Below are 13,911 nucleotides of genomic sequence, written 5' to 3'. Positions count from 1 at the left end.
ATAAGGAGCTTCTAAATTCCCATAGGGCTTAATGTTAAGAGATTGAGTTTACTCAGTCTCTTTCATTTTATGCTCTTTTCATACAATAGCGTATTTTGCTGTAATATTTTAAGTATGAACAATAGCATTACCCATATTATCCGGCAATACAAAGAAGATAAGCAGTCAGTTTATAACACCTGGTTTATAAATAACGAAGAAAGGCTAAAGGCTTTTCGTTCCATTCGGCGTGGCGTGATGCAGGTGATTGATGATATCAAGAACAAAAGGTTTCCAAATGATTTTAAAGGCTCATCATTAGAGTTCGTACTGACCTGCATTACAGAACAAAAGCAGGTATTTGAAGGAGCATCCCATCCTTTTTACTGGAAACCAAAGTTGAGGATTCCAGATATTTATGAGAACGAAAATAATAAACTGGCTTTCGGGCAGTTTTTGGAAAACTGTCTCAATGCAAAATCAGAAGAACAAATTATTAAGGAAATTATCAGGCTTGACAGTTTAAAAATAAAAGGACTTGGGCCTGCTGTTGCCAGTATCCTTTATTTTCTTCACCCCACCATCATTCCTCCTTTTAATACTGCCATCATTAATGGTTTCAATTCTTTGTTTAAAGATAAAAAGAAGCTTGGTAGCTGGAGCGAATATCTAAAGTTGAGAGAAGTAATGATTGATACCAATAACCAGCAGCGTTCGGAATTATCATCCGACCTGGGGGCTATTGCAGGGTTGTTATTTGAAATAGGGACACAAAAATTAATTTTAGGCAGTGATGAATATTTATCTGAACCGGAACGTAAAAAACTGGAAAAGTTAATAGAAAAAAGGCAAGCGGATGTGCAGCAGGAAAAAGAAGAGGAAAATCTACATACTGAAATGCAATATCATTTACTGAAAATCGGTAATGCTTTGGGCTATGATGTAATTGCAGCTTCCAACGACCGTTCAAGGTCATACGGCGGAAATAGTTTTTCATTTATGAGTTTGCAACAGTTCCCTGAAATTAATTTGGATAAAGAAACTTTAAATACAGTAAAGTTGATTGATGTATTGTGGTTTCAAAAAGGCACTAACAACGTAATTGCAGCATTTGAAGTGGAAAAAAGTACCAGTATTTATTCAGGCATTCTCAGGTTGACCGATTTGAGTTTTACCATAGCCGATGGTGATGAGGTCTTTTATTTAATTGTACCAGATAAAAGAGAAAAAGATGTTTGTATGCAACTATGTCGTCCGGCAATAAAACAAAATAATGTAATCATCAAATACATCCTTTTTTCCGAACTACGCAGCCATTGTGATGCACTTTGCAAATTTGGTGAAAGCCATCATATAATGGAAAAGATTGCAAAAACTGTATAAAATTAAAAAGCGGCAGAAGAATCTTCGCCGCTTTTCTTTTAAAATTTTGCACCTACCGATATAAAGAATGTTCTTCCGTCGGCTGGTAATGCACCAGGCCCGGGATAACCACCAGCACGACGGGTGAAATATCTTTCGTCAAAGAGATTATTCATTCCGGCTTTCAGATTAATTCCTTTAGTAAACTTATAGGTAGCTGTTAAATCAGTTACCGTATAAGATGGTATTAATCCTGTATTTCCGTTTGAAGATGCTGTAACGGTATTATTTGCATCACTGAATGTTTCTCCTACGGTGCTTATTTGTGCTGTTAACAAAAAACCTTTATAGCCTGCTGTAATGCCACCACGAAAAATATTTGCAGGTGCATTTTCTACTTTCTTTCCCTTTGTATTGGCATCTTTATGGTCGCCACTGTACTTGGCATCTGTGTATCCGTAAGACCCAAAAATAATTAAATCTGCATGTTTGCTTTTTCCAAATGCCCTGATGGGATTAAATTCTGCATACCCCTCAAACCCTTTGCTGGTGCTGCTGCCAACATTAGTAATAAGCCGATATGACGGTGTTCCGCTAACAGTAACTGTACCTACACGGTTATCATACTGCAAGTAAAATCCGCTTATGTCAAACTGAAGAAAATTTTTCACCTTGCCACGGTAACCTAAATCAATATTATATCCTTTAGCGTCTTTTAAATCCGGGTCAACAACATCCGTTGTAGGCGGTGCCTGCAGGTTGGCAAATTGTATAGGGCGATAAGCCTGCGAAATATTTCCATAAACTTCTGTAGCTTTTGTAACATGGTATTCTGTACCAATACCTGCAAGTATAAAACTTCTGCTCCTGGTAATGTTTTGTAAAATTATTTCCGTCCCGCCTGAAGTATATCCATTTCTTCCGGAAGATGAACCTTCCAGCCACTCATACCGGATTCCGGGAATAATTAAAAATTTATCAGTTATCCGAAAAATATTTTCTGTAAATACAGCTATGTTTTTTGAAGCAAAAGTTATATCACGGGGATAGTTTCCGGTTATAGATACGTCATAGCCTGTGCCGGTTGTTCCTTTGCCATCTGCCTGCCTGGTGGTAGTACCGGTATATAAACGGATGCCACCAGACAGTGTATTTTTCATTTTACCTAAATGATAGTCGGTAATAATCCGGCTTTCCAAACCATAGTTTCGGTATTGGTCAAGATTAACTACCCTGTTGTTATAAGTAAGTGTTGTGGCATTGATGCTGTCCTTAGTAGTAATGGATTGTAAAAAGCCTACACTGTTCCTGTTTCCAATCGTTCCAAATAGTTTTGTATTCCATCGGGTCTTATCATTGATTTTAAAATTGGCAATCAGTGCCGGAGTAGTCCATGTAATGTCAAACCAGTTGCGGCTGCGAAAACTTTGTTGGGCATCCTGCTTTATTTGTGCGTCAGTTAATCCACCTGGTTGCTGGCTCCTGATATGCGAACGCATTACTTCTGCAGTTAGCGAAAACCTGTCGGTAAAATTATAGGTTACCGTTCCATAACCTGCGTTTGTATAATACTGACCGTTCTGTCTCCAGCCATCACCATTACGATGGTCAAAGAAAGTATAGTAATGAACCTTGCCTTTTTTCCCACCAATGGCATTATAACTATTAAACAATCCATTACTGCCAACAGTTTGCTGTGTTTCAAATTCAAAAGTCTTGTTTATTTCACTGCCATTACGAAGAATATAATTTACTAATCCACCAAATTGGGGACCGTATTGTAATGAACCCTGTCCTCTTACAATTTCAATTCTTTGCACTGCCTGCAACTGTGGATTGTAATATGCTTCAGGATAACCGAATGGGTCGGCAGCAATGTCGTAACCATTTTGCCGCACATTAAATTCCCAACTGCGGTTAGGGCTTAACCCTCTTGCAGCAATACCAATCTGTATGCCGCTGGGGTCGCTTTCCCATATATGAATGCCTGGTACTTTTGCCAGTACCTGCCGCATATTATTTGTTACTACATTTCCCTGCACATTATCGAGCACAATCAATGCATTTTTTTTACCGGCATAAATATTTGTTCCAACAATCTCCGGCATTTGCTGATAATCGCTTTTGCTATTCCTTCCTACCACAGTTACGTCAGGCAGGTTTTTTGCCTGTATGGTGTCTTTTTCTTTTTTACTATTCTGTGCTTGTGCAATGTTTACTATCAGTATAACTAAACTTAAAATAATCCAACCTTTACGCATATAACTCTGGTTTTGAGCGGCAAAAGTGCTGATAATGCTTAGTTTAACTGTTACTCCTTCGGGAATTCGATTTATATAATCGGGAAAATTGAGGCTGTTTTGAGGATTTTTCAGACAACTGGCAGAAAGGTCTCAATAAGACCTGTAATCTGCCAAACACCGGGATATATTTACAGTATAAAGTTTTAAAGCAAGGCAACCTTTTGATGATTTGTATTGTATCATATTTTAAAATCTGAATCTTTATGAAATTATTTCTACTACTCTTATCTTTTTTGATTGGTGGATTGGTAGTGCAGGCACAGGTTTCCGGAGTAGATTCTGTGCCAGTACGATTAAGCACACTGGATGCAAGAAGCGACGGAAATAATGCAAGGCTTGATTGGAAAGTGGTTTGCTTTCTCGATTATGCAAAATTTGAAATTCAACGGTCTGCTGATGGCAGTAATTATACAACCATCAATATTTTTGAGGCCGACTATTTAAGATGCCGCCAACCTTTTGACTATAACGATGCCAATATTAACGGCAAGGCTTTTTACCGGATAAAAGTTGGAGACATTGACGGACGAATTTATCATTCAAAAATTGTTGCTGTAACTGGTAAAGAAAAAGGCTTTGAAATTAATAGCCTTACACCCACTGCCATTACAGCAAATGCAATATTAAGCATGTCGTCCGCTAATACAGGCAATGCTCAAATTGAGATACTCAATTTCTACGGGGTAATTGTAAAACGAGTATCCGTAAAACTCAATAAGGGCAGTACGGATTTGACACTCGATATGGGTAACCTGGCCGCCGGAAACTACATTTTATCTCTAAATAACGGATTTTCAGACAGAAAAACAGTAAGGTTTACAAAATTATAAGAGCGGAATTTTATAAAAACTTTCCATAATTATATAAATCAAATTCAGGTTGGCTGGCTATCTTTGAGCATTCAAAATGCTATTTTTCAATAAAATAACCCTATTTTTACTACTATTAAATGACACGAAATTTATCCATAAAACTAAAAGCACTATTCCTGCTGATTGTATTTGCTTCAAATACGGCAGTAGGTTTTGCCTGCGCTTTAGGTGTGGATATGGGTTTTAATACGCCTCATCACAGCGAAATTGCAGAAGCTGTGGAAGTGCATGTACATGATGACGGAAAAAAGCATGTGCATGAAAAAGAAGTTCCAGAATCAAATAATCATGTTCATGAAGATGGTACTAAACATCAACATGATAATGAGCCAGCGAAACAAATTCCGGCAGATGATGGACAGTCGTTTACTAAAAGCCCGGGCGGATGCTGCAGCAACGAAGTACAAAAATTTCAGAACTTAGATAAGAATGTTACTGTAAATGCCGGTATAGATATTCCGGTGTTTGTAGCAATCATCAGTATTTTTTCAGGTATCGATTTATTGAACGGAATTAAAGACTTACCTACTAAGTATAAGGCCCGTTTTTATTATCCTCCCCCGCCTGATATACGCATAGCGATGCAGCGTTTCCAGATTTGATTATTGTAAAACAGATGAAGCTTTTGACTTCATCCAACTTCATTTTGCATTTCGCAATTTGAGGCTATTTGTTTTACCGTAATCAATTTTTATGTTTAGATATAGTATTATAGTTTTCCTTACAGGAGTCATCAGTTTTTCGGCAGCGGCACAGCAGGTGCTTACAGAAAATGAAGCTGTATCCAAAGCATTAGCTAATAACAAGAATACTCAGGCCGCATCACTGCAAGTAAAACAGCAACAGCAGTTACTGAAATCAGCTATCAATCTTCCCAATCCGGATTTTTTCCTTGAAAGCCCGACGGGTAAGTTTTATACTGGAAGTATCACTCAGTCATTTGAATTCCCAACAGTGTACAGTAATCAATACCGTTTGCAAAAGCAGCAAATTGGTGTGGCACAAAAAGAGAAGCAGTTAACAGAGACAGAATTAAAATACAGGGTTAAAGTTTTATACTTAGAAATTCAGTATGCTGATTCGCTTACAAGACAACTGTATATCCAGGATACATTGTATGAAAAGATAAAGCTGTCAGCCATCCGCCAGTTTAAAGCAGGGCAAATTGATTACCTGCAACAAACATTTGCTGAAACACAATATGGGGAAATTCATAATCAGTACCAGCAGTCGCTTATAAGAGCCGCATCTTTAAAAGCACAGTTGCAGTGGTTTACAGGTATCAAAGACTCAATTTCGGTAGAACCGTTGACCGTTGTACTTTCTCAGACGCAGTTCGCCCTTGCACCTGATTCCACAGCGTTACTTTCAAATCCCGCCGTACAGCTACTACAGCAACAGGAAAATGTTGCCAAACAAAATATTGCATTACAAAAAAGTAAGGCGCTGCCCGGTTTGGCTTTTGGTTACTTTAACCAGGGAGAAAGAAATACCCAATGGTTTAACCGCTTTAGGGTTGGCGTAACAATCCCATTATGGTTTGGCCAGTATAAAAGCAATATCAATGCTGCCAAAACAGAGCAGCAGGTTATTCAAAGCAAACAACAGGGCTTACAGCAGGACTTATCTGCACAGGCTATTAATGCAAACAGCGAAATGCAAACTAACTGGCAGTCAGTTCAATATTATCAGCAAACAGGGTTAAGAAAAGCACAGGAAGTTATTACTACTTCGCAGCGTTTTTTTGTAAGTGGCGAAATTGATTATATCAGTTTGCTGAGAAACAGCAACGATGCCTACAATGTTTATCAAAAATACCTGGAAGCAGTAAGAAATTATAATCTCAGTGTTATCAATCACAAATATTTAATGGGTCAGTTATGAAACGATTAATCATTCAATTTTTATTAGGGTTATTACCGGTACTTGGATTTGCACACGGCGGCGAAGACCACGGGGATGCAAAAAAAGCAACTGTATCGCCTGCAAGCTACTTCTCGTCTGAAGCCGCTTCAGAAATTTATGAACTGCTGTTAAAGTACAGCCCGATTGTACCGGGCAAGGAAGCATCGCTTCGTTTGTATTTAAGTGAATACAATACCAATAGCCCTATTGACAGTGCTAAGCTGGAAGTAACAGTGGCCGACAATCCCAACATAAAAATTACCGTTGTGAGGATTGATAAGGGAGTGTTTGAATTGAAAGGCATATTCCCGGAAAAGAAAGCATATAATCTTGTAATCAATATTAATAGTTATGCAGGCATTGACTTAATTCAGCTAAACAATATTGAAGCAGGAAAAGAACTTGCCCCGCCAACAATTGCAAGCAGCCCCCACTCTCATTGGTACAGTAGTAATTGGTTTTTTGGTTTAACAGGACTGTTGATTGGTTTACTCATTATGTTCTTTGTAAATAAAAGCCGCAGCAGGAAGATGGTTGCAGGTGCCATCATTCTTTTTTGTCTTTTACCAACGGCCACTTACAATCCGGCATCTGCACATGGTGGCGAAGACCATGGCGATGCGGCTGGAAAAACTGGCGGTGGTGGTTCAACGACATTTATTGTTGAAAAAGAAACACAATTCCTTTTTAATATTCAAACAAAGAAAATTGGCACAGGTGATTTTAATGAATCATCCGTTTTATTGGGAACTGTAACTGCCGCTCCGCAAGGCCGGGCTGTAATACAGACGCCGCAGGCAGGCAAAATTGTTTCATTAAGAGTAGCCCCCGGCCAACGGGTTGGTAAAGGACAGGTGGTTGCTGTAATAGAACAGCAGGTAGATGCCGGAACGCAAATCAGTATCATCTCTCAAAGCAATAGTGTAAATGCAGAATTTGAAGCAGCCAAAGCACAATATGACAGGTTGCTGGGTATAGCAGACATTGCAGCCAAAAAAGATATTACCGAAGCAAAAGCCAGGTTTGAAAGTGCCAGGAAAAATAAAGCACTCTTTGATGCAAACACCGGAAAGAATACCGGCAGTACAAAAGCAATAACCCTCACTTCACCTGTTAGTGGTGTTGTAGGCACATTTAATTATGCTATTGGTGCTGTTGTAAACAGCGGTGAAACCTTGTTTGAAATAACCAATCTTGACCAGGTGTTTGTAGAAGCCCAGGTATTCGCAACAGATGCTGAAAAATTAAAATCAGCAACAGGGTTTACCACCATTTCAAATGCGGATACACTGGTTTATAAATTGAAAATGATTAGTGCTGCTCAATCTGTAAATACAGGAAATCAATCCCAAAAAGTAGTATTTGAAATCATCAATCCTAAAGGCCAGTTCAAAATCGGTGAAAATGTGAATGTTCGGATGACGGGAAATAATGTTATACGACAAGTTGTAATACCTAATGAAGCCATTACAGATGTAAATGGTAAGCCCGCCGTTTTTATAAAAGATAAAGCGGAACAGTATAGTATCAGCTTCGTAGTAAAAGGGCAAAGCAATGACAAATTTACCGTTATTGCCAAGGGTACTGAAGATGGCGAACGGGTTGTTACCGCCAATGTGTATCAAATGAAAATGATGTATTTAAACCAATAATTAAAATAAACAAACATGAGAAAGTTTTTTATGATGTGCCTGCTGCTGGCAACTGTTACCGTAGCGTTCGCACAAGGCGGCGATAAAGAAGCCGTAAAAGTAGTACTGAACAATTATAAAAAGGCAATTGAAAAGCTGGATACCACCGGCGTAGTAAATCTTTTTGTAAAAGATTCTAAAGTATATGAACAGGCAAGCAATGAGGGCACTATCGGCCACTATCTGGAGCACCATTTAGGCCCCGAACTGAAAGAGTTCAAATCTTTCACCTTTAGCGATTATAAAGTGGATGTAACAACTGCAGGCGAGTATGCCTTTTCAACAGAAACCTATATCTATACCATCATTCTTGCCAAAGATGGCAAGGAAATAAAAAGCCAGGGAGTGGCTACCTCTGTTTTAAGAAAAACAAAAGACGGTTGGAAGATTGTACAAACACATTCTTCATTCAGAAAAGCAAAATAAATATCAAACTATAAAAACAAAAAAATGAAACAAATCAGAATCTTCCTATTAATGGCAATAGCAGTTTTTAGTTTTACTGCTGTAAATGCCCAATCAACAAAAACAAAAAATAAAACTGTAGTTGCGGATACAGTTGTTTACCAATGCCCCATGAAATGCGAAGGTGATAAAACCTATGCTAAAGCAGGTAAATGCCCTAAATGCAATATGGATTTGAAAGCTGTACCAAAACCGGTTGCAGCCATTTACCAATGCCCTATGAAATGTGAAGGAGATAAAACTTATAATAAAGCAGGTAAATGTCCTAAGTGCAATATGAACCTAACCAAAGTGCAGGCAAAAAAATCATCAGACAATCATACCGGTCATAATCATAATTAACTAATCAATTAAATAAAACAAATGAAACAAGTATTAAAAATTACGATGGCAATTTTCGCTATCAGCACTGTTGCAATTTTTGCAGCATGTAACAACAGCGGCGATACAAAAACTTCTGCGACAGATACAACAAAAACAGAAATGTCACATGAGGGCGGCGACCATATTTTTGCCTGCCCCATGCACCCCGAAGTAACCGGAAAAGAAGGCGATACCTGCCCAAAATGCGGAATGAAACTGGAGCATAATGACAATGCTGGTGGCCCAAGCAATGTTAATATGCAGTTTACATATAATCCAGCATCTCCAAAACCGGGAGAAGAAGTTACTTTATCCATGACTCCAAAAATAAAAGATAAACCAACTGAGCAGGTTCCTTTGGATGTGGAACACACAAAAAAAATACACCTCATTGTAGTGAGTGATGACCTTAGCTGGTTTGACCACATACATCCTGAACTGAACGCAGATGGTTCTTACACGGTAAAAGAAAAATTTCCAGCTCCCGGCAAATACACCTTGTTTGCTGATTATAAGCCAAGCGGTGCCAATCATACAGTTGACTATCTGAATGTAACTGTGGCTGGAACAGTACCCCCGGCAAAAGTTTATGGGGCAGATAAATTAACCGGTGCAGCAGGTGATGGGTTCTCTGTTTCACTTACTCCTGAAGGCGGCAAATTTTTAACCAATATGGCTATGCATATTAATGGTGTGATGATGCTTAATGGTAAAGAGGTTGACGTAAACACTTTAGAAGATTACCTCGGCGCTAAAGCCCACATGGTAGTGGTAAGCCTTGCCGACAAAAAATATTTGCATGTTCATCCAAGTGTGGAAGGCGGCAAGTTTGATTTGCATACCACTTTTGAAAAGCCCGGTGTGTACCGTGGGTGGATACAATTCCAGAGTAAAGGAAAAGTTTACACCAGTGACTTTGTAATGAACGTAGCAGAAGGCAATGCTGATACTATGAAAGGAATGGATATGAAGAAGGAAGAACAGGAGAAACATTAATATCAATTTATTTAGTAACAATAAAATTTAAAACAATGAAAAAGATAACAATTCTGATGGCGGTGATGATGATGACATCCTTCGCAACATTTGCACAACACAGTGGCGGCGACCACAAACATGGTTCACCACATGGCGGAACAGTTAAGTCTGCCGGTGATTTTCATATTGAAGTAAGTGTAAAAGACGGTATGGTAATGGCTTATTTGCTGGACGCTAATGAAAAAGCAATGAAGAATACGGGTGTAGCAGGAACTGCTGTGATACAAATGGCCGACGGAAAAACGTCAACTATTACATTAATTCCAAGCGGTGCAGAAGGCTTTATGTACACACTGGACAAAGCTAAAAAGTACAATAAGGCAATTGTCACTTTTACAACCAGTGGTAAAACTGCATCGGCTTCTTTTGACCTTACGGCAAAGGCCAAGCCTGCAGCAGATGGACATAATCATCAACATTAAAACGATACCAAAACATAGCAGGTATTACTGCCTGCTATGTTTTAAAATGCTACTGCCTTAAAATGTGTAATAGTGATTAAAGAATTTATTTTATGCTTAACAGACTCATACACTTCTCTCTTAAGAACCGTTTACTTGTAGTAGCCATGGCTGCCCTGTTAATGGTATACGGCGTTTTTACGTTGGTAAACCTGCCAGTAGATGTGCTACCTGATTTAAACCGGCCAAGGGTAACTATTTTCCTTGAATCTAATGGCATGTCGCCAGAAGAAATTGAAGCGCAGGTTATATTACCTGTTGAAACTTCTTTAAATGGCGCACCTGGAGTAGAAGTAGTAAGGTCAGTAGCATCTCCCGGACTGGGTTTGGTATTTGTAGAGTTTGACTGGAAGACAGATATATACAGGGCCCGGCAGTTAACTGCCGAAAAAATACAAACGGTGCAGTTACCTAATAAGATTGTGCCTGTAATGGGGCCAATCAGTTCCGTTATGGGACAATTTATGATGATAGCTGTTTCATCCGATACCACATCCCCTGCAGATTTGAGGACACTTAGCGATTTCGTTATCCGCAGAAGGCTGATGAGTGTTAAAGGCATTGCACAGGTAATTCCCATCGGCGGTGTCCGTATGCAGTACCAGGTTTTAATTTCTCCCGATAAATTACGGCAGTATAATTTGTCTGTTGGTGATGTTGACAATGCTTTACAACTTACCAATATCAATACAACCGGCGGTTTTGTAAATGATAATAAAGGCTCTGAGGTATTGGTTCGTAATCTTGCACGGGCAAATACTTTAGAAGATTTGGCCAATACCGTAGTAGCCAACAAAAATGGAACACCGGTGCTGCTTCACCAACTGGCCGAAGTAAAATTTGGCGGGCCAATAAAAAGAGGTGATGGTTCTCTGAATGGCAAACCTGCGGTAATCCTGAGCATAGAAAAACAGCCGAATGCCAATACGGTTACACTAACAGCAGAAATCATAAAAGCAATTGATGATATAAAAAAATCAGTGCCATCTGATGTAAAAATTAATACTGATGTGTTTCAGCAAAAACACTTTATTGAAAACTCTCTTACCAATGTGGAGCATGCGTTAAGGGATGGGTTTATCCTCGTTATTATCATTTTGTTTCTCTTCCTGCTTAATTTCAGAACCACCATCATTACACTTACTGCTATTCCTTTATCACTTATCATTACAGCTATTGTTTTTAAAATGTTTGGAATATCTATCAATACCCTTACACTTGGCGGTCTTGCTATTGCCATTGGAGAGCTGGTAGATGATGCTATTGTAGATGTGGAAAATGTATTCCGGCGATTAAAAGAAAACTGGACAAGCCCCAATCCAAAGCCGCTAATGAAAGTAATTTATGAAGCCAGCAGTGAGGTAAGAAATTCCATTGTTTATGCCACTATCATTGTAGTCCTCGTATTTCTTCCATTGTTTTACCTGCAGGGGATTGAAGGGAAAATATTTGCTCCATTGGGCATTGCCTATATCACTTCTATCATAGCTTCTTTAGCTGTATCACTCACTGTTACACCGGCTTTGTGCAGCTACCTGTTAGGCAAAAAAAGGCATCTCGACCACGTTAATCTTACTTTCTGGAAAGGAAGAAAAAAACACACCCATACATTTGAAGAGGCAGAGCAGGAAAAACCGCATGGACGGACGATTGAAGAAGAAGCTCTATATGCATCTTCTCATGATGACAGCACTTTTGTGAAGTTCTTAAAGCGGCAGGATATTAAATTACTTAAAATTGGATTAAAACGTCCTAAAGTAGTTATTGGAATTGCAATCGCTATGATTGTAGCTTCCATGAGTATCATCCCTTTTTTGGGAACAGAGTTTTTACCCCCATTTAATGAAGGAAGTTTTACCATTAACCTGTCCCTGCCACCGGGCACTTCGCTGGAGGAAGCCAATAAAACAGGAAGTATTGCTGAAAAAGAAATTTTAAAAGTAGATGGTGTGCAGCTTACTGCCCGCCGTACAGGCCGTGCTGAGTTAGACGAACATGCCGAACCGCCAAGCAACTCTGAAATTGAAGTAGCATTATACCCCGATAGAATTGGTAAGAGGGACAAAATACTTGCCCAGATAAGAGAAAGACTGTCCGTATTAAAAGGCGTAACGGTAAATATAGGGCAGCCTATTTCCCATCGTCTTGACCATTTACTCTCTGGTGTACGGGCACAGATTGCCATTAAAATTTTTGGAAACGATTTGGCTGACTTACGCAGTAATGCTGCCAAGTTAAAAGATATCATTAATACAGTCCCAGGCGCAGTAGATGTACAGGTTGAAAAGCAGGTACTGGTGCCCCAGCTAAGTATAAGAATAGACCGGGCGGCTGTGCAGCGGTACGGCTTGCAGGTGGGTAAAGTAGCCGAGGATATTGAGATTTTTTACAACGGTAAAATAAGTACCCAAATATTAGATGGGCAAAAAACATTTGATATAGTGCTGCGTACCACCGACAGTATCAGAAGCAATCTTGATGAAATCGGCAATACACAAATAGCTACCTCTGATGGTGCGCTGATTCCACTAAAACAAATCGCCCAAATTGAAATGGAAAGTGGTGTCAATTCTGTATATCACGAAAACACTTTAAGACGAATTGTAGTTTCCGCCAATGTTCAGGGCAGAGACCTTGGAAGCACGGTAAAAGAAATGCAGCAGAAGGTGAATGAACAATTACAACTTCCGCAGGGATATTTCCTGCAATGGGGCGGCCAGTTTGAAAGCCAGCAATCAGCTTCCAAGCTTATTACTATTCTCAGCATATTTTCTATTGCCGGCATCTTCTTGGTATTATACAGTCATTTCAAATCAAGTCGTATTGCGCTGCAGATTATGCTTAATGTGCCGTTGGCGTTGATAGGAAGTGTGGTAGCCGTATTGCTTACCGGCGGTGTTTTTTCGATTGCTACTATGGTCGGTTTTATTACACTTACGGGTATAGCATCAAGGAACGGTATTATGATGATAAGCCATTACATACACTTGGTACAGCATGAGGGTGAAACTTTCAGTGATAAGATGATTATCCGTGGTTCGCTGGAAAGATTAGTGCCGGTATTAATGACTGCCCTGGTTGCGGCATTGGCTTTAATTCCTTTAACGATGGATGCTACTGCACCGGGAAAAGAAATTTTATATCCCGTTGCTACTGTTATCCTCGGCGGTTTAATCAGCTCTACTTTATTAGATATGATTGTAACTCCTGTTGTATTTAAACAGTTTGGCAAAAAAGCATTAGATAAGTATATAGCTGAACAGAATAAAAAAGATATGGAGTAACAGAGAAATAAAAGTAACCCTTACTAAAGGATGGTTGCCAGTAAATAAAAATGTAAAACATGGGTCGGAGCCCTGCTTTAGTTTCTTTATTTAAAAAGAAACGCTTTGTGGAGCAGGGTTTCCGCACCCACCAATTTGGAATTCCGTTTTGAACCTGGTTTAATTCAGATATTAATTTTAAAATAAAG

The 13,911-nt window shown here is 39.1% G+C and carries 11 protein-coding genes; 10 read left to right on the top strand and 1 reads right to left on the bottom strand.

Translation table 11 applies throughout. The annotated features are described in order from the left end of the window. Positions 1-114 precede the first annotated feature (114 nt). Positions 115-1,362, top strand: a complete 1,248-nt coding sequence (locus ACQ2HE_RS05075) for a hypothetical protein (protein WP_430897751.1) — start codon at positions 115-117, stop codon at positions 1,360-1,362. A gap of 38 nt (positions 1,363-1,400) precedes the next feature. Here the strand turns inward: ACQ2HE_RS05075 and ACQ2HE_RS05070 are convergent, their stop codons facing one another. After that, the gene (locus tag ACQ2HE_RS05070) at positions 1,401-3,602 is read right to left on the bottom strand and encodes a TonB-dependent receptor family protein (RefSeq protein ID WP_430897752.1); all 2,202 of its coding nucleotides are present in this window, start codon (positions 3,600-3,602) and stop codon (positions 1,401-1,403) included. A 245-nt stretch (positions 3,603-3,847) separates the two neighbouring features. Between ACQ2HE_RS05070 and ACQ2HE_RS05065 the strand changes: the two genes are divergently transcribed. The 9 genes from ACQ2HE_RS05065 (at position 3,848) to ACQ2HE_RS05025 (ending at position 13,723) form a co-directional block, all read left to right on the top strand. Further along, positions 3,848-4,474, top strand: a complete 627-nt coding sequence (locus ACQ2HE_RS05065; RefSeq protein ID WP_430897754.1) for a hypothetical protein — start codon at positions 3,848-3,850, stop codon at positions 4,472-4,474. 119 nt (positions 4,475-4,593) lie between these two features. Further along, positions 4,594-5,118, top strand: coding sequence for a hypothetical protein (locus ACQ2HE_RS05060; protein WP_430897756.1), 525 nt, complete (start codon positions 4,594-4,596; stop codon positions 5,116-5,118). A gap of 91 nt (positions 5,119-5,209) precedes the next feature. Further along, positions 5,210-6,400 carry a TolC family protein gene (locus ACQ2HE_RS05055; RefSeq protein WP_430897758.1) on the top strand — a complete coding sequence of 397 codons (1,191 nt, stop codon included), beginning with the start codon at positions 5,210-5,212 and terminating at the stop codon, positions 6,398-6,400. Further along, positions 6,397-8,073: an efflux RND transporter periplasmic adaptor subunit gene (locus ACQ2HE_RS05050; RefSeq protein ID WP_430897760.1), complete on the top strand. Its 1,677-nt coding sequence runs from the start codon at positions 6,397-6,399 to the stop codon at positions 8,071-8,073. Before ACQ2HE_RS05055 ends, ACQ2HE_RS05050 begins: the two co-directional genes overlap by 4 nt. Positions 8,074-8,088: 15 nt before the next feature. Then, a complete protein-coding gene (locus ACQ2HE_RS05045) occupies positions 8,089-8,538 on the top strand; it encodes a YybH family protein (RefSeq protein WP_430897762.1) in 450 nt (149 codons plus the stop codon). A 24-nt stretch (positions 8,539-8,562) separates the two neighbouring features. Further along, positions 8,563-8,919, top strand: coding sequence for a heavy metal-binding domain-containing protein (locus tag ACQ2HE_RS05040; protein WP_430897764.1), 357 nt, complete (start codon positions 8,563-8,565; stop codon positions 8,917-8,919). 21 nt (positions 8,920-8,940) lie between these two features. Beyond that, positions 8,941-9,936 carry a heavy metal-binding domain-containing protein gene (locus ACQ2HE_RS05035; RefSeq protein ID WP_430897766.1) on the top strand — a complete coding sequence of 332 codons (996 nt, stop codon included), beginning with the start codon at positions 8,941-8,943 and terminating at the stop codon, positions 9,934-9,936. 35 nt (positions 9,937-9,971) lie between these two features. Beyond that, a complete protein-coding gene (locus ACQ2HE_RS05030; protein ID WP_430897768.1) occupies positions 9,972-10,400 on the top strand; it encodes a hypothetical protein in 429 nt (142 codons plus the stop codon). Positions 10,401-10,492: 92 nt separating this feature from the next. After that, the gene (locus tag ACQ2HE_RS05025) at positions 10,493-13,723 is read left to right on the top strand and encodes an efflux RND transporter permease subunit (RefSeq protein ID WP_430897770.1); all 3,231 of its coding nucleotides are present in this window, start codon (positions 10,493-10,495) and stop codon (positions 13,721-13,723) included. Positions 13,724-13,911: the final 188 nt, after the last annotated feature.

This window comes from Endoryza foliicola (assembly GCF_050589245.1).
Taxonomy (GTDB): Bacteria; Bacteroidota; Bacteroidia; order Chitinophagales; family Chitinophagaceae; genus Endoryza; species Endoryza foliicola.
This window is presented reverse-complemented; position numbering and strand designations above follow the sequence as displayed.

Bases quoted from the DNA above. Each gene is read 5' to 3' on its own strand.
- ACQ2HE_RS05075 (WP_430897751.1), top strand. From the start codon at position 115: ATGAACAATAGCATTACCCATATTATCCGGCAATACAAAGAAGATAAG.
- ACQ2HE_RS05070 (WP_430897752.1), bottom strand. From the start codon at position 3,602: ATGCGTAAAGGTTGGATTATTTTAAGTTTAGTTATACTGATAGTAAAC.
- ACQ2HE_RS05065 (WP_430897754.1), top strand. From the start codon at position 3,848: ATGAAATTATTTCTACTACTCTTATCTTTTTTGATTGGTGGATTGGTA.
- ACQ2HE_RS05060 (WP_430897756.1), top strand. From the start codon at position 4,594: ATGACACGAAATTTATCCATAAAACTAAAAGCACTATTCCTGCTGATT.
- ACQ2HE_RS05055 (WP_430897758.1), top strand. From the start codon at position 5,210: ATGTTTAGATATAGTATTATAGTTTTCCTTACAGGAGTCATCAGTTTT.
- ACQ2HE_RS05050 (WP_430897760.1), top strand. From the start codon at position 6,397: ATGAAACGATTAATCATTCAATTTTTATTAGGGTTATTACCGGTACTT.
- ACQ2HE_RS05045 (WP_430897762.1), top strand. From the start codon at position 8,089: ATGAGAAAGTTTTTTATGATGTGCCTGCTGCTGGCAACTGTTACCGTA.
- ACQ2HE_RS05040 (WP_430897764.1), top strand. From the start codon at position 8,563: ATGAAACAAATCAGAATCTTCCTATTAATGGCAATAGCAGTTTTTAGT.
- ACQ2HE_RS05035 (WP_430897766.1), top strand. From the start codon at position 8,941: ATGAAACAAGTATTAAAAATTACGATGGCAATTTTCGCTATCAGCACT.
- ACQ2HE_RS05030 (WP_430897768.1), top strand. From the start codon at position 9,972: ATGAAAAAGATAACAATTCTGATGGCGGTGATGATGATGACATCCTTC.
- ACQ2HE_RS05025 (WP_430897770.1), top strand. From the start codon at position 10,493: ATGCTTAACAGACTCATACACTTCTCTCTTAAGAACCGTTTACTTGTA.